At 65.6% G+C, this 15322-nt stretch carries 13 protein-coding genes; 7 read left to right on the forward strand and 6 right to left on the reverse strand.

Annotation, left to right across the window (positions count from 1 at the left end; genetic code table 11):
- Window positions 1-318 precede the first annotated feature (318 nt).
- From P0R31_RS25140 to P0R31_RS25170, 7 genes are all read left to right on the forward strand, one after another.
- Window positions 319-564 (forward strand): PilZ domain-containing protein, encoded by a 246-nt coding sequence (locus tag P0R31_RS25140; RefSeq protein WP_172789685.1) that lies wholly within the window; start codon window positions 319-321, stop codon window positions 562-564.
- Window positions 565-932: 368 nt separating this feature from the next.
- On the forward strand, window positions 933-2087 hold the full coding sequence (locus tag P0R31_RS25145; RefSeq protein WP_275516958.1) for an iron-containing alcohol dehydrogenase: 1155 nt from the start codon (window positions 933-935) through the stop codon (window positions 2085-2087).
- Window positions 2088-2523: 436 nt separating this feature from the next.
- Window positions 2524-4122 carry an ABC transporter substrate-binding protein gene (locus tag P0R31_RS25150; protein ID WP_275516959.1) on the forward strand — a complete coding sequence of 533 codons (1599 nt, stop codon included), beginning with the start codon at window positions 2524-2526 and terminating at the stop codon, window positions 4120-4122.
- A 33-nt stretch (window positions 4123-4155) separates the two neighbouring features.
- Window positions 4156-5103: an ABC transporter permease gene (locus P0R31_RS25155; protein ID WP_275516961.1), complete on the forward strand. Its 948-nt coding sequence runs from the start codon at window positions 4156-4158 to the stop codon at window positions 5101-5103.
- A 9-nt stretch (window positions 5104-5112) separates the two neighbouring features.
- Window positions 5113-6006, forward strand: a complete 894-nt coding sequence (locus tag P0R31_RS25160; RefSeq protein ID WP_275516962.1) for an ABC transporter permease — start codon at window positions 5113-5115, stop codon at window positions 6004-6006.
- Window positions 6006-7013: an ABC transporter ATP-binding protein gene (locus tag P0R31_RS25165; protein WP_275516963.1), complete on the forward strand. Its 1008-nt coding sequence runs from the start codon at window positions 6006-6008 to the stop codon at window positions 7011-7013. The genes P0R31_RS25160 and P0R31_RS25165 overlap by 1 nt, the downstream gene beginning before the upstream one ends.
- Complete coding sequence (locus P0R31_RS25170; RefSeq protein ID WP_275516964.1) at window positions 7010-7996, forward strand: ABC transporter ATP-binding protein; 987 nt, start codon at window positions 7010-7012, stop codon at window positions 7994-7996. The genes P0R31_RS25165 and P0R31_RS25170 overlap by 4 nt, the downstream gene beginning before the upstream one ends.
- Before the next feature lie 55 nt (window positions 7997-8051).
- On the opposite strand, the gene P0R31_RS25175 is transcribed toward P0R31_RS25170, so the two are convergent.
- The 6 genes from P0R31_RS25175 to P0R31_RS25200 form a co-directional block, all read right to left on the reverse strand.
- The gene (locus tag P0R31_RS25175; protein WP_275516966.1) at window positions 8052-8462 is read right to left on the reverse strand and encodes a hypothetical protein; all 411 of its coding nucleotides are present in this window, start codon (window positions 8460-8462) and stop codon (window positions 8052-8054) included.
- 152 nt (window positions 8463-8614) lie between these two features.
- Entirely contained in the window at window positions 8615-9418 is an 804-nt protein-coding gene (locus P0R31_RS25180) for a hypothetical protein (RefSeq protein ID WP_275516968.1), read from the reverse strand.
- Window positions 9419-9652: 234 nt separating this feature from the next.
- Window positions 9653-11629, reverse strand: a complete 1977-nt coding sequence (locus P0R31_RS25185) for an acetyl-CoA carboxylase biotin carboxylase subunit (RefSeq protein ID WP_275516969.1) — start codon at window positions 11627-11629, stop codon at window positions 9653-9655.
- Window positions 11626-13242, reverse strand: a complete 1617-nt coding sequence (locus tag P0R31_RS25190) for an acyl-CoA carboxylase subunit beta (RefSeq protein ID WP_275516971.1) — start codon at window positions 13240-13242, stop codon at window positions 11626-11628. Before P0R31_RS25190 ends, P0R31_RS25185 begins: the two co-directional genes overlap by 4 nt.
- A 121-nt stretch (window positions 13243-13363) precedes the next feature.
- Window positions 13364-14230, reverse strand: coding sequence for a 3-keto-5-aminohexanoate cleavage protein (locus P0R31_RS25195; RefSeq protein WP_275516972.1), 867 nt, complete (start codon window positions 14228-14230; stop codon window positions 13364-13366).
- 139 nt (window positions 14231-14369) lie between these two features.
- Entirely contained in the window at window positions 14370-15170 is an 801-nt protein-coding gene (locus P0R31_RS25200; protein WP_275516974.1) for a helix-turn-helix transcriptional regulator, read from the reverse strand.
- Window positions 15171-15322 lie beyond the last annotated feature (152 nt).

Consider the following 15322-nt stretch of genomic DNA (forward strand, 5'->3'; position numbering starts at 1 on the left):
GGGTGACGGGGTGAGTGGCGGGGCACCGCTCGCCCCTCGTCATTGCGAGGAGCCCTTGCGACGAAGCAATCCAGGCTGCCTCCGCGGAGGGATTTCTGGATTGCTTCGCTTCGCTCGCAATGACGGTGGAGGCAGACGCGCGCCACATCGCCATTCCCCTTGTGGGGAGAGGGGACACACCCCGCTACCGGCGCTTTCCGCATTCGCTGACACTTTTCGTTAAAATTCTCGGGCGCGGCTTAGGGGGATCGCATCAACTCTTTTCCGTGATTGGGACAGATCACCGCCGCGACCTGCGGACTTGGAGGAGACGTGCCAATGCATCCGCGCAAGTTTGTCCGTGTGAAGCCCGCAGGCCTGGTGTCACGCCAGGCCAAGATCATCACCGACCCGCGCGCGCCGGTGATCCCGTGCACGCTGATCGACTATTCGCCCGGCGGGGCCTGCGTCGATCTCGGCGGCCAGGTGAAGATCCCCGATCGCTTCGAACTGCTGCACGTCAACACCAGGAAGCGCTGCCGCATCGCCTGGAAGCGCGGCACGCGCGTGGGCGTGGTGTTTTGAGGGATCGTTCCTGACTTCCTATGCAGCGGCATCGGCACTGCGCTCCCTCCCCCGCGAGCGGGGGAGGGTTGGGGAGAGGGTGTCTCCGCGTTGGGGTTGTTGAGAATTTGCCGAGTATGTCCCTGCGCGGGAGAGCTCTCCTCTGGGGACACCCGCGACGGCCCCGCCGCGGAGAGAGCCCTCTCCCCAACCCTCTCCCGCAAGCGGGAGAGGGAGCGGAGTCCCGACGCCGAAGCATCGTTTGCACCATCTGAACAGCCCCACCCCCGCGCTGCAAAACCGCCAGCGTCTTCGCGCATGACTGACGTGGCGGGGTCGGCTAGATTGCGTCCCCTACAACAAGACCGAATTGTCCGGGGAGGACAGGCGTGCACCAGGGACGTGTCGTTTTCGGCGCGATCGAGGAGGTCGTGTTCGGCCATCCTGCGGCGGAAGCCATCGTCGCCCAGATGGACCGGCTGGGAACAAGCCGCGCCTTCCTGATGGTGTCGGGGACGCTGAACCGGCAGACCGACGAGATCACAAAAATCAGGGAGGCGCTCGGCTCGCGCTGCGCCGGCCTGTTCGACGCCATGCCGGCGCATACGCCGCGCGAGGCGGTGATCGCGGCAACGCAGGCGGCGCGGGCGGCGGAGGCCGACCTGATCGTCACCATCGGCGGCGGCTCCATCACCGACGGCGCCAAGGCGGTGCAGCTCTGCCTTGCCAACGACATCGACGATATCGAGGGCATCGATCGCATCCGCGTGCACAAGGGCGTCGCGCCCGAGATGAACGCCCCTCACGTGCGGCAGGTCAGCGTGCCGACCACGATCGCCGGCGGCGAATTCAGTTCGATCGCCGGTGTCACCGACCGCGCGAGCCACGTGAAGCAGATGCTGCGGCATCCGCTCGCCGTGCCGCGCGCGACCATCCTCGATCCTGCCATCACCGTGCACACGCCGGAATGGCTGTTCCTGTCGACCGGCATCCGCGCAATCGACCATTGCGTCGAGGCGATCTGCTCGCGCGAGACGCATCCTTATGCCGATGCGCAAGCGGTGAAGGGCCTCGCCATGCTCGCCGACGCGCTGCCGCGGGTGAAGGCCGACCCTTCAGATCTCGATGCGCGGATGGACGCGCAGATCGGCACCTGGCTGTCGATGGGCGCGCTCGCCGCCGGCGTGCCGATGGGCGCGAGCCACGGCATCGGCTATGTGCTGGGCGGGGCCTTCGACGTGCCGCATGGCTACACCTCCTGCGTCATGCTGCCGGCGGTGATGCGCTGGAACGCGCGCGACAATGCCGAGCGGCAGATCATCGTCGCGGCGGCCATGGGCTATCCCGGCCGTGACGCCGCCGACGTGCTCGATGCCTTCATCCGCTCGCTCGGCATGCCGCACAGCCTTGGCGATGTGCGCATCTCCCCGGAGCATTTCGATGCGATCGCACAAGCCGCGATGCGCACGAACTGGATTCCACGCAACCCGCGCAGGATCGAGGGCCCCGCCGATGTGCGCGAGATCCTGCTGCTCGCCGCCTGATGGCTGCTGCGGGACCGGTACTGCGGGAACAAGGCGTCGCGAATCGTGTGAGGGTTGTACCGGATAGCGCGCACCGCAAGCGCCACAAGATCTGCTGTCGTCCCGGGGCGCGACGAAGTCGCGAGCCCGGGACCCATAACCCCAGGAAGGAGTTGCGGCATGGGCTGGCAACTCCGAGTCTTCGCCAAACATCTTCCTGGGGTTATGGATCCCGGATCTGCGCGCGCTGAGGGCGCGCTTGTCCGGGATGACGACCGGGTTTCAAAGCACCACCTCTTCGCACCTGCACTCTCACATCGTGAGAGAAGCGCCTCTCGATATTCCGTCATCCGAATTGTCGAGGGCGCGGCAAGCCTTGCGGGTTGCCTCGCTGCACGCGCCTCGCTATCGTCTGGACAAACAGGCCGCAAAAGGCCGAGGTCCAGGGAGGATGAGCATGCGGAGCGTGTGGGCGCTCGCCGCAATGGCGGCGTTATCTGTGCTGACGGCCTCAACTGCCACGCTCGCCGGCGAGCCCAAACAGGGCGGGACCTTGCGGATGTATCACCGCGACAGTCCGGCCAATGCCTCGATCCTCGAGGGCGCGACCTATTCGATCAACATTCCCTTCATGGGGGTGTTCAACAACCTCCTCATCTACGATCAGCACATCGCGCAGAACAGCCCCGATACGCTGCGGCCGGACCTCGCCGAAAGCTGGTCCTGGAGCAGCGACAACAAGAAGCTGACGTTCAAGCTGCGCCAGGGCGTGAAATGGCACGACGGCAAGCCGTTCACCTCGGCCGACGTCAAATGCAGCTTCGATCTGTTGATGGGCAAGTCGCAGCAGAAGCTGCGGCAGAATCCGCGCAAGGCCTGGTACAGCGAGGTCAACGAGATCACGACCAACGGCGAATTCGAGGTCACCTTCGACCTGAAGCGGCCGCAGCCCTCGCTGCTGGCGATGCTCGCCTCCGGCTACACGCCGGTCTATCCCTGTCATGTCTCGCCGGCGGACATGCGCACCCATCCGATCGGGACCGGGCCGTTCAAGTTCGTCGAGTTCAAGGCCAATGAATCGATCAAGCTGACGCGCAATCCGGACTATTGGAAGAAGGGCCTGCCCTATCTCGACGGCATCGAATACACCATCATCACCAACCGCTCGACCGCGATCCTGGCCTTCGTCGCCGGCAAGTTCGACATGACCTTTCCGACGCACATCACGATCCCGCTTCTGAAGGACATCAAGTCGCAGGCGCCGAACGCGACCTGCGTCGTCGAGCCGACCAACGTCTCGACCAACATCATCGTCAATTCGACCTCGGCGCCGTTCGACAACATCGACATCCGCCGGGCGATGGCGCTCGCGCTCGACCGCAAGGCGTTCGTCGACATCCTGTTCGAAGGCCAGGGCGACATCGGCGGCACCATGCTGCCGCCGCCGCAGGGCCTCTGGGGCATGCCCAAGGACAGGCTGGAGACCATTCCGGGCTATGGCCGCGACATCAACGCCAACCGCGAGGAAGCCAGGAAGCTGATGCAGAAGGCGGGCTATGGTCCGGACAAGCGCCTCGCCGTGAAGGTTTCGACGCGCAACATCGCCGAATATCGCGACCCCGCCGTGATCCTGATCGACCAGCTCAAGAGCATCTATATCGACGGCGAGCTCGACGTCGTGGAAACCGCGAACTGGTTCCCGAAGGTCGCGCGCAAGGATTACATGCTCGGCCTCAACCTGACCGGCAATGCCGTCGACGATCCCGACCAGTCGTTCTACGAGAACTATGCCTGCGGCTCGGAGCGGAACTACACCAACTATTGCAACAAGGAGATCGAGAAGCTGTTCGACGTGCAGTCGCAGGAGACCGATATCGCAAAGCGCCGACCGCTGGTGTGGGACATCGACAAGAAGCTGCAGGAGGACGTCGCCCGCCCGATCATCTTCCATGCCCGGGCCGGCACCTGCTGGCACCCCCACGTCAAGGGCGTCACCATCATGTCGAACAGCTCCTACAACGGCTTCCGCTACGAGGACGTGTGGCTCGACAAGTGACGCGACGCTGACGGCTAGCGCGGAGGGCGATGCATGTTTGCCTATCTGGTGCGGCGCCTGTTCCTGATGCTCGTGACCCTGTTCGGGATCTCGGTCGTCATCTTCTTCCTGCTGCGCATCGTGCCGGGCAACATCGTCGACATCCTGTTCGCCGCCGCCGGCTATGTCGATGCCGCCGACAAGGCAAATCTGGAGAAAGAGCTCGGCATCGACCGTCCCTTGATCGTGCAATATTGGCACTGGATCAGCGGCTTCCTGCGCGGCGATTTCGGCTTCTCCTACGTCTCGGAGAAGCCGGCGCTGCAGGAGATCCTGCCGCGAATTCCAATCACGGCAAAGCTTGCCGGCCTCGCGCTGCTGTTCTCGGCATCGATCGGCATTCCGCTCGGTGTCATCAGCGCGGTGAAGCAGGGCACGAAGCTCGACTACGCGCTTCGCGTCGTCAGCCTCAGCGGCCTGTCGCTGCCCTCGTTCTGGCTCGGCCTTCTGATCCTCACAGCGTCCGTGGCGATGTTCGGGCAGATGCCGATCTTCAATCCGAATCCGAAGACCTGGCTCGAGGCGTTCGCGACCTACGCCGTGCCGGCCGCTGCCGTCGGCTTCCGCAGCGCGGCACTGACCATGCGCATCACGCGCTCCTCGATGCTGGAGGTGCTGCGGCAGGATTACATCCGCACCGCGCGCGCCAAGGGCGCCTCCGAAGCGGCGGTGAACTATCAGCACGCGCTGAAGAACGCGATTCTGCCCGTGATCACCGTGATCGGCATCGAGGCGGCGTTCCTGATCGGCGGCCTGATCGTCACCGAGACCGTGTTCAACATTCCCGGCGTTGCCCGCTTCCTGGTCGAGGCGATCCGCTGGCGGGACTATCCGATCGTGCAGAACCTCGTGATGTTCATCGCGGTCGTGGTGGTGTTCGCCAATTTCACCGTCGACATGCTCTACGCGGTGTTCGACCCGCGGATCAGGTACACGGATTAGGAGATCAGCTTGGCCGCGATCGACTTCGACGTTGAACTGAGGCGGGCCGGGGCGCATGCGACCGTGGGCTGGCGGCGCGTGCTGTTCATGGCGCAGCGGCACGTGCTGGGCGCGGCCGGGCTCGTCATCATGACATTGTTCGTGCTGACGGCGATCTTCGCCGATTTCATCGCGCGTTACGATCCGCTGACGGTCGATTCCGCCCGCGCGCTGGCGCGCCCGAGCCTGGCGCACTGGATGGGCACTGATTCCTTCGGCCGCGACGTGTTCAGCCGCATCATCCACGGGGCGCGGATCTCGCTCGCGGTCGGCATCGGCTCGACCGTGCTCGGCGGCACCATCGGGGTGATCGTCGGCCTCACCTCCGGCTATCTCTCGGGCTGGGTCGATCTGGTGTTCCAGCGCGTCTCCGACGTGCTGCAGGCGCTGCCGCTCTTGGTGCTGGCGCTGGTGATGACGGCCGCGCTCGGGCCGTCGCTGCCGAACGTGATCATCGCCATCGCCATTCCGCTGATCCCGACGGTCGCGCGTGTCATCCGTGCCAACACGCTGGCGCTGCGCGAGCAGCCGTTCGTGGAGGCCGCCAAATCGATCGGCATGAGCGAGATGCGGATTGCGCTCCGCCACGTGCTGCCGAACACGCTGGCGCCGCTGATCGTGCTGGCGACGGCGCAGCTCGGCTCGACAATCCTGACCGAAGCCTCGCTGTCCTTCCTCGGCCTCGGCATTCCCGAGCCCTATCCGTCGTGGGGGCGCATGCTGTCCGAATCCGCCGCCGAATATGTCCGCACCGCGCCGTGGCTGGTGATCTTCCCGGGCGTCGCGATCAGCCTCGCCGTGTTCGGCGCCAATCTGTTTGGCGACGCCCTCCGTGACATCCTGGATCCGAGGCAGCGCGGCTGATGGCGGACAAGACCGATCTCGTGCTCGACGTGAAGAACCTGAAGACGGTGTTCTTCACCAATTCCGGCCTGTTCAGGGCTGTCGACGATCTCTCCTTCAGCGTGAGGCGCGGCGAGACGCTGGCGATCGTCGGCGAATCCGGCTGCGGCAAGAGCGTGACCGCGCTGTCGGTGATGCGGCTCGTGCCCGATCCGCCCGGCCGCATCGTCGGCGGCTCCGTCTCGCTGGAAGGCACCGACCTGCTGGCGCTGGATGAATCGGAGATGCGCGCGGTCCGGGGCAATCGCATCTCCATGATCTTCCAGGAGCCGATGACCTCGCTCAATCCGGTGATGCGGATCGGCGACCAGATCGTCGAGGCCGTGCGGCTGCACCGGAACATCTCGTCGAAACAGGCGCAAGATATCGCCGTCGAGATGCTGCGGCTGGTGCGCATTCCCGAGCCGGCGCGGCGGGCGCGCGAGTATCCGCACCAGCTCTCCGGCGGCATGCGTCAGCGCGCAATGATCGCGATGGCGCTGGCGTGCCGGCCGGCGCTCCTGATCGCGGATGAGCCGACCACCGCGCTCGACGTCACCATCCAGGCGCAGATCCTCGCGCTGATCCTCGACCTGCAGAAGGAGCTCGGCACCGGGCTGGTGCTGATCACCCACGATCTCGGCGTCGTCGCGCAGACCGCGCAACGCGTGATCGTGATGTATGCGGGGCGAAAGGTCGAGGAGGCCAGCGTCGAGGCGCTGTTCGCCGCACCGAAGCATCCCTATACGCGCGGGCTGATGGCCTCGATCCCGGCCGTTCCGGCCTCCGGCGTCGCCGCGCCGGCGCGGCTGAACGAAATCCCAGGCACGGTGCCGTCGCTGGTGCGGCTGCCAAAAGGCTGCGCCTTCGCACCGCGGTGCAAGCTCGCTATCAAGCGCTGCGAGGCCGAATATCCGCCGCTGGCGGATTGGGGCGGCGGCCATCTCGCCGCGTGCTGGCGCGCGGAAGAAGTCGCGGAGGTGGCATGACCGAGGCGTTGCTCGAAGTCACCGACCTCAAGAAGCACTACCCCGTGCGCGCCGGCGTGTTGCGCCGGCAGGTTGGCACCGTGCATGCGGTCGATGGCGTCTCCTTCGCGCTTGGCATCGGCGAGACGCTCGGCCTCGTCGGCGAATCCGGCTGCGGCAAATCCACTGTGGCGCGCAGCGTGCTGCGGCTGGTCGAGCCGACCTCGGGTCAGATCCGCCTCGACGGCGAGGACATCACGCATCTTTCGAAGACGGCGCTGCGGCCGCATCGCCGCTCGATGCAGATCGTGTTCCAGGATCCGTTCGCCTCGCTCAATCCGCGCATGACCGCCGGCGACATCGTCGGCGAGCCGATCGCCGTGCACGGGCTCGCCACCGGCAAGGAGCTGGAGACGCGGGTCGCAAAGCTGTTCGAGCAGGTGGGCTTGCGGCCCGACCAGATGCGCAATTTCCCGCATCAATTCTCCGGCGGCCAGCGCCAGCGCATCTGCATCGCCCGCGCGCTGGCGCTGGGGCCGCGCCTGATCGTCTGCGACGAGCCGGTGTCCGCGCTCGACGTCTCGATCCAGGCGCAGGTGATCAACCTCTTGATCGACCTGCAGCGGCAGCACGGCTTCTCCTATCTCTTCATCGCGCACGACCTCGCCGTGGTCGCGCATATCAGCCACCGCGTCGCGGTGATGTATCTCGGCCGCATCGTCGAGATCGCCGACAAGGACGAGCTGTTCCGCAATCCCCGGCATCCCTACACCCAGGCCCTGCTCGCCTCGGTGCCGGTCGCCAATCCGCTGGCGAAGAGGCTCGCGCCGCTGGTGGATGGCGATGTGCCGAGCCCGGTCAATCCGCCGTCAGGCTGCGCATTCCACACCCGCTGCCGGTTTGCGATGGAGCGGTGCAAGACGGAACGGCCGGCGCTGCTGGATGCCGGTGATGGGCATCAGGTCGCGTGCCTGCTCAACGACGGCACGGGACGGAGCCAGTAGGACGTGTCCTCGCAGGGTCCGCAACGCGCCTCTCGACATTCCAGAACCCTACGGCTCAGTCGTTCACGCTAATATCCGTAAAGAGGAACCCGGCCGGCGTCTTGGTAAAGACGAAGATGAGGTCGCCGCAGAAGACGAAGTAAGAGTCATTCTTGTAGTCATCGCGATCGTAGATAGCCTTGCCGCGCTGGATACACGCGCGATTTTTCGCAGTGAACGAGCTCGCATAGGTCTTGGCGCGAAATTGCGCAGCGTCGCGAATTGCGCTGTCGTTCATGAACGGCAATCGTGTCATACCGGCGACGGCGGCGGAATCGTTTGCTCTCAGCGCCGCGCGAAACTTCTCGATGAAGCCATCAAACTCCTTCTGCAGGGCAGGAGAAGCGACGGCGCTCTTCGCCGCGGCGGCGGCTGGAGCAAGAGTCACGAGGCCGGTTGCAAGCATAATTCTCAGCAAAGATTTCACGGGTCGGCTCCGTCCATCTACCAGTCAAAGGTCTCCCGAATCCCTGGTGTTCTGTCGCCTCAAGGACTTTCTGGTTCAACGGCGCAGCGTTGACTCCGGCGGCTCTCCGCCGGTGTTGGGGCTTAAGCGGACATCAGTCGGCGGCCCGCCGCTCAATGAGGACACGGCCTATATCCCAGCGCCCGGATCACCGGCCAGGCCGCGAGCGCGGCGGCGAGATGCTTGAGCGTGTGGCCCGAGACCATGTGCCCGGTCGCTTCGAACACGGTCACGTCGCCGAGTTCGAACAGCTTGGCCAGCACATAGAAGACGATCACGCCGCCGAGCGGCACGCCAAGCGCGCCGGGCCGTGGACGTGTGAACGCGAGGCCCATCGCAAGCGCCATGCCGCCGAACTGCACGACCACCCAGGGCGTGAGATTCTCGCGTGCCACCCAGGCAGCGAGCAGGCCCGCGATCATCGTCAGCACCAGCACCGCTTCGCCTGCGCGCGTGCTGATGCGCTCGCTGGCCGCGATGCCCAGAAATCCTGCGAATGCGACCGCCATGCCGAGACGATCGGCGACGAGCCGTTGCGGCGCGTCGGGATCGAGATGATAGAAGCCCGAGCCGAGGCAAGTGAGGATCAGCCCGACGAAGAACCAGCTCGCACCCACCGGCGCATCTTGGCGAGCACGCAGCCGCTCCGAGCCCCAGACGCCCATTGCGAGAAAGGCGAGATTGCTCAGCACATCGCCCGCGTTGGGCACACCGAGCCAGGTGCGGTCGTCGATGAAATGCGGGATGTGCCAGGCGGCGGCGGGTAATCCGGGCGCGAAGAGCGCAGCCAGGATCAGGATGAAGAATGCACCAGCCAGGTATTTTTCGCGGGCTTGCAGCGTGCCAAGCGCCAAATGGCGAGACACTGAAGGCAGCCCGGCAGTGGCCGCTTGGGCGGGATCATCGGCGTGCAACATGCGAGGCTCCGGAGCAATTGAACAAAGTTCATTATTGGTAGCTCTGGATTGAACAATGTTCAATAGACGTTATGCGCAAGCTTTAGGGAGCGCAGACCTCATTGAAATCGTTAGCATTTCCGGGGATTCCGTTGGGTGGGCAAAGCGAAGCGTGCCCACCTCCCGCTTGCGATGGACATTCGGGGGCACGGCGCTTGGCGCCTTTGCCCGCCCTACGAGATCACGTTTGTGGCGCTACCCCGCCCCGATCTCCGCGACGATCCGGCCCGTCGTGACCTGCTCGCCTTCGGCGACGTCGATCGCGGCGATGACGCCGTCGATGCCGGCCTTGTGGACGTGCTCCATCTTCATCGCCTCCAGCGTCAGCACCGGCTGGCCGGCGGTGACGCGGTCCCCAAGCTTGACCAGCACGGCGACGACGCGGCCGTTCATGGCGGCGCGAACCTTGCCGTCACCGCCATTGCTTGCGGCGGCCTTCGGCGCGGCCAGCGTGAGATCGGTGACGGCGAGCGGGATGCCACGATGCTGGAGGTACAGGCGATCGCCATCACGCAGGAATCTTGCGCTGTCTATCACCCCGGCGTGGCGGAAGCGGATGACGTAGGGATCGAGCTGGTCGATCTCGAACTTATGCTGGCGGCCGTCAGCAATGACCGTGTAGCTGCCGTCGCGTTCGCGCGTGATGTCGAGTTCGTGCGCACGGCCGACGATTTCGATTTTCGCCGGCAGCGGAAAGGTGGCGGCGAGGCTGCGTCCACCCTGCCACGAAGGCGCGCGCGGGTTGGTGACGTAGAGCAGCAGGCCTGCCAGCGCCGTCTCGAACGCCGCGTCCGCACGCGGCGCAAGCAGCTCGTCGCGATGGGCGCCGATGAACGCCGTCGTCGCCTCGCCCTTGGCAAAGCCGGGATGGCGCAGGCAGGACATCAGGAACGCCTGGTTGGTCGTCACGCCGAACGCCGTGAGCTGCTCGAGGCCGACAATCAGGCGCCCCCTCGCCTCTTCGCGATTGGCGCCGTGGCTGATCATCTTGGCGATCATGGAATCGTAGAACGGCGGAATCTCCGAGCCCGATCGCAGCGCGTGCTCGACACGGATGCCGTCGGGCACTTGCCAGCGCGCCATGCGGCCGGACTGCGGCATGAAGTCGTGCGCGGCATCTTCCGAGCAGAGCCGTACCTCGATGGCGTGGCCGGAGAATCTGATGTCCTGCTGCTTCATCGGCAACGCCTCGCCGCGGGCGACGCGCAGCTGCAGTTCGACGAGATCGAGCCCGGTGATCGCCTCGGTGACGGGATGCTCGACCTGGAGGCGCGTGTTCATCTCCATGAAGTAGAACGCGCCGCTGGCATCGAGCAGGAATTCCAGCGTGCCGGCGCCCTCATAGCGCAGCGCCTTCACGGCGGCGACCGCAACCTCGCCCATCCTGGCGCGCAGCTCCGGCGTGACGGCGGGTGACGGCGCCTCCTCGATCAGCTTCTGGTGGCGCCGCTGCACCGAGCAATCGCGCTCGCCGAGATGGATGGCGTTGCCGTGGCTGTCGCCGAACACCTGGATCTCGATGTGGCGCGGATTCTGGATCGCGCGTTCGAGGATGACGGCGGGATCGCCGAACGCGGCCTTCGCTTCCGATCGCGCGCTGCGCAGCGCGGCGGGGAAGGATGCCGCATCGGTGACGAGCCGCATGCCGCGGCCGCCGCCGCCCGCGGCTGCCTTGATCATCACGGGGAATCCGATCTTCCCGGCTTCGGCGAGCATGACCTCGTCGCCCTGCTCAGCGCCCTGGTAGCCGGGCACAATGGGCACGCCGGCCTTCTTCATGATCTCCTTGGCGCCGGCCTTGTTGCCCATCGCCTCGATCGCCTGCGGCGACGGGCCGATGAAGACGAGGCCGGCATCCTTGCAGGCGCGCGCAAACGCCTCGTTCTCGGCGAGAAAGCCATAGCCGGGGTGAACGGCATCCGCGCCGCTGGCCTTCGCCGCTTCGATGATCGCGGGAATGTTGAGATAGGATTGCGCCGGCAAGGCTTGGCCGATGCGCACGGCCTGATCCGCCTGCTTCACATGGAGCGCGTCGCCATCTGCATCGGAATAGACCGCGACGACGCCGAGGCCGAGCTTTCGCGCGCTGTGCATCACGCGCAGCGCGATCTCGCCGCGGTTGGCGACCAGAACCTTGAAGAACGGCCGATGCTGCACTGATCCGTTCCTCATGGGCGGGCCACCGAAAACTGCATGCGCTGGGGCGTGCGCGCATCGCCCTCGCGGCAGATCGCGAGCACCTCCGACAGCACCGCGCGGGTGTCGCGCGGATCGATCACGCCGTCGTCGAGCACGCGGGCGCTGGTCGAGAACACATCCATCTGCCCATCGAACACGCCGATGATCTCAGCCTTCATGGCGTCCAGCCTGTCCTTTTCGATCGGCTTGCCGCGGCGCGCCGCGGCCGCCTCGGTCACGATCGCCATGGTCTCGGCGGCCTGCTCGCCGCCCATCACGGCGGTCTTGGCATTGGGCCAGGAGAAGCAGAAGCGCGGATGGAAGCCGCGGCCGCACATGCCGTAATTGCCGGCGCCGAACGAGGCGCCGCAATAGATGGTGATCTGCGGCACTGTCGCCGACGTCACCGCCTGGATCATCTTGGAGCCGTGCTTGATCATGCCGGCCTCTTCATAGGCCTTCCCGACCATGTAGCCCGTGGTGTTGTTGAGATAGAGGATCGGCGTGCGGGTCTGGCAGCAGGCCTGGATGAAATGCGTCGCCTTGTTGGCGCCGGCGGGATCGAGCGGGCCGTTGTTGGTGATGATGCCGATGGCCTGGCCCTGGATGCGGGCATGGCCGCAGACGGTGGCCGGGCCGTAATTCGGCGCCATCTCGGTGAAATCGGAATCGTCGATAATGCGCGCGATCACCTGTTTCATGTCGACCGGGCGCTTGTGGTCCATCGGCATGATGCCGAGCAGCTCGTCCTGGTCGTAGCGCGGCGGCTTGAATTGCACTGAGGCTTTGCCCGGCCGCTCCCATTGCAGCGCCGCCATGATCTCGCGTGCGATGCGCAATGCGTCGCGATCGTCTTCGGCGAGATAGTCGCCGAGGCCAGACACTTGCGTGTGCATCTCGGCGCCGCCGAGCTCTTCCTCCGTCGCGATCTCGCCGGTCGCGGCCTTCAGCAGCGGGGGTCCGGCGAGGAAGGCGCGGGTGCGGCCGCGGACCATGACGATGTAGTCGGAAAGGCCGGTCTGGTAGGCGCCGCCGGCGGTGGAGGAACCGTGCGTGACGGTGACGACCGGCAGGCCCGCAGCGGAAAGCCGCGCCAGGTTGCGAAAGATGTTGCCGCCGCGAACGAAATCCTCGACGCGATAGCGCAGCAGATTGGCGCCAGCGCTTTCGACCAGCTGTACATAAGGCAGCTTGTTCTCCAGCGCGAGCTCCTGCACCCGCAGCGTCTTGTCGAGGCCGTAAGGCTGCAGCGCGCCGGCGTCGATGCCGGAATCGCTGGCGCTGACCATGCAGCGGATGCCCGAGACGAAGCCGATGCCGGCGATGACGCCGCCGCCGGGGACACTCTTGTTCGCATCAGGCACGTCGAACATGTAGCCGGCGAGCGTCGACAGCTCGATGAAGGGGCTACCTGGATCGAGCACCAGCGCGACGCGCTCGCGCGGCAGCAGCTGGCCGCGCTTGTGGAAGCGGTCCTTGGCCGCGGCCGATGCGGCGCGCGTGCGCTCTTCCAGTGCGCGCATGCGGTCGATCAGGCCGAGCATGCCGTCGCGGTTGGCCTGGTAGGCGGCGCTGCCGGGGGAGATGGTGTTTTCGATGACAGACATTAGTGCTCCTGCCCGTCATTCCGGGGCGCGCGGAGCGCGAGCCCGGAATCCATACTCCCAATCGTGGTCATGGATTCCGGGCCTGGCCCTTCGGGCCATCCCGGAATGACGGAGTGTGTGACTACCTGTTCGTCCCAAAGATCTTCCGCGCCTCGGCGGGGTTCGCGATCTCGCGGCCGGCGCGCCTTGCGCAGGCGGCGATCGCTTCGATCAGCTGGCCGTTCGACGTGACCTTCTTGCCGTCGGAGAGATAGAAGGTGTCCTCGAGGCCGGTACGCAGATGGCCGCCGAGCTCGGCGCAGCGCTGGTGCAGCGGCCAGATCTCCTCGCGGCCGATGGCGGTGACCTGAAAATGCGCTTCGGGGCGCTTCAGCTTCAAGAGGATCGGCAGCAATTCAGGATCGGCCGGCATGCCGGAGGCGACGCCCATGACGAAATTATACTCGAGCGGGCCCTTGTACATGCCGACCTGATGGTACATGCCGACGCAGCGGACGATACCGACGTCGAAGCATTCGAACTCGGGAATGGTGCCGACCGCGTTCATGACGTCGAGATAGTCCTTCACCTTCTCGACCGCATTGTCGAACATCATCGGCGGCCAAGCCCAGCTGTTGTCGGCCTTCACCTTCAGGTAGTTCAGCGAACCGGCGTTGCAGGCGGCGATCTCGGGCCTGGTCTCGCGGATGCAGTCGAGCGCGCCTGAATAGTTCGGTCCCGACACGCCCGAGGTGTGGTTGATGATCACGCCCGGGCAGGCTTCGCGGATCGCCTGCTGGATCTCCTTGCTGACCGCGACCTCCCAGGACGGCAGATGTCCCTTGCCCGGCGCCTGCTGGCGCAGATGGATGTGCATGATGGACGCGCCGGCCTCGAACGCGGCCCTAGCCTCGCGCGCCATCTGCTCGGGCGTCACGGGCACGTTGTGCTGCTTGGGGTCGGTGAGCACGCCGTTCAGCGCGCAGGTGATGACGGCCTTGTCGCTCATGCGTTCGATGTCTCGCACGTTGAGAATTCAACGCTTGCGATCATGTGACGCGCGACACGCGGCTTCTTGCGCGGAGAAGCTGGAAAAAGACGAGCTTTCGTAGGGTGGGTTAGCCGAAGGCGTAACCCACCCTACGAAGCTACGAAGCCTCCGCCATACGCACCGTCTCGGTGCTGCGATAGATCGCAAGATCGCGCGAGCCGACGAAGATCGCCCGCGGCTTCAATCCGTAGAAGCGGCGGATCGAGTGGCTGAAATGCGTGGAATCGGGATAGCCGATGTCCTGCGCCAGATGGGCGAGGTTGAGGTCCTGGTTGGCGAAGTGCAGCAGATACCGCGCGCGCTTCCAGGCGCGGAAGGAGCGGAACGAGATGCCGGTCTCCTCCTTGAACAAATGCAGGAAGCGCGAGGCCGAGAGGCCGGCTTCAGCGGCGCAGGTATCCGCCGTCACCGGCTCGCCGGAGAAGCGCTCGATGCGGGCCACCGCACGCATCACGCGCGGATCCAGCACGCGGCGCGGCAGCGCCTCGCCAAAGCACATCTCGTCGAACTCGGCGGTGGTGATGTCGCCATAGCGGCGCTGACGCAGCAGCGCGTAGGCGGCGAGGATCTTGCGAACATAGGTGGCCTGATCGGGTCCGGTCAGGCGCGCGGCGAAGGCTTCGATCACGCCATCCGGCATGCTTTCCGGCTCCAGCGTCACGGCGATCACGGTGCGGTAGTCGCTGGCGATGGAATGCCGCTGGTTCGGCAGGGTGACGAACAGCTCGCCGGTGGTGAGAACGTCGTCGATGGTCAGGTGCAGATTGCCCTTCACCGCGACATAGATTTGGCAGCAACCGGGTGTCCGCTTGCGGGGCCGGCCGAGCAGGCCAGCATAGAACACGCGCTCCGGCGTGATCAGCATCAGATGGTCGGATTCGCGACCGTTATATTCCATTGGAGTCCTCCTCGCGCGGCTCTCTGGCCGCTGCGGACGGAGGTCACCTTAGCGGAAATTTGGGCGCTGTCACGGTGAGATAGCGCTGTCATGAAAACATGCGCGATCGTTCCGGGGGACGGGAGGCGCGAACCCGGAACCTCTAGATTCCG

The organism is Bradyrhizobium yuanmingense (assembly GCF_029167105.1).
Lineage (GTDB): Bacteria > Pseudomonadota > Alphaproteobacteria > Rhizobiales > Xanthobacteraceae > Bradyrhizobium > Bradyrhizobium yuanmingense_A.

Excerpts from the sequence above, each read along its gene's own strand:
- P0R31_RS25155 (WP_275516961.1), top strand. The coding sequence starts at position 4,156 with ATGTTTGCCTATCTGGTGCGGCGCCTGTTCCTGATGCTCGTGACCCTG.
- P0R31_RS25150 (WP_275516959.1), top strand. The coding sequence starts at position 2,524 with ATGCGGAGCGTGTGGGCGCTCGCCGCAATGGCGGCGTTATCTGTGCTG.
- P0R31_RS25185 (WP_275516969.1), bottom strand. The coding sequence starts at position 11,629 with ATGAGGAACGGATCAGTGCAGCATCGGCCGTTCTTCAAGGTTCTGGTC.
- P0R31_RS25165 (WP_275516963.1), top strand. The coding sequence starts at position 6,006 with ATGGCGGACAAGACCGATCTCGTGCTCGACGTGAAGAACCTGAAGACG.
- P0R31_RS25195 (WP_275516972.1), bottom strand. The coding sequence starts at position 14,230 with ATGAGCGACAAGGCCGTCATCACCTGCGCGCTGAACGGCGTGCTCACC.
- P0R31_RS25200 (WP_275516974.1), bottom strand. The coding sequence starts at position 15,170 with ATGGAATATAACGGTCGCGAATCCGACCATCTGATGCTGATCACGCCG.
- P0R31_RS25170 (WP_275516964.1), top strand. The coding sequence starts at position 7,010 with ATGACCGAGGCGTTGCTCGAAGTCACCGACCTCAAGAAGCACTACCCC.
- P0R31_RS25140 (WP_172789685.1), top strand. The coding sequence starts at position 319 with ATGCATCCGCGCAAGTTTGTCCGTGTGAAGCCCGCAGGCCTGGTGTCA.
- P0R31_RS25190 (WP_275516971.1), bottom strand. The coding sequence starts at position 13,242 with ATGTCTGTCATCGAAAACACCATCTCCCCCGGCAGCGCCGCCTACCAG.
- P0R31_RS25180 (WP_275516968.1), bottom strand. The coding sequence starts at position 9,418 with ATGTTGCACGCCGATGATCCCGCCCAAGCGGCCACTGCCGGGCTGCCT.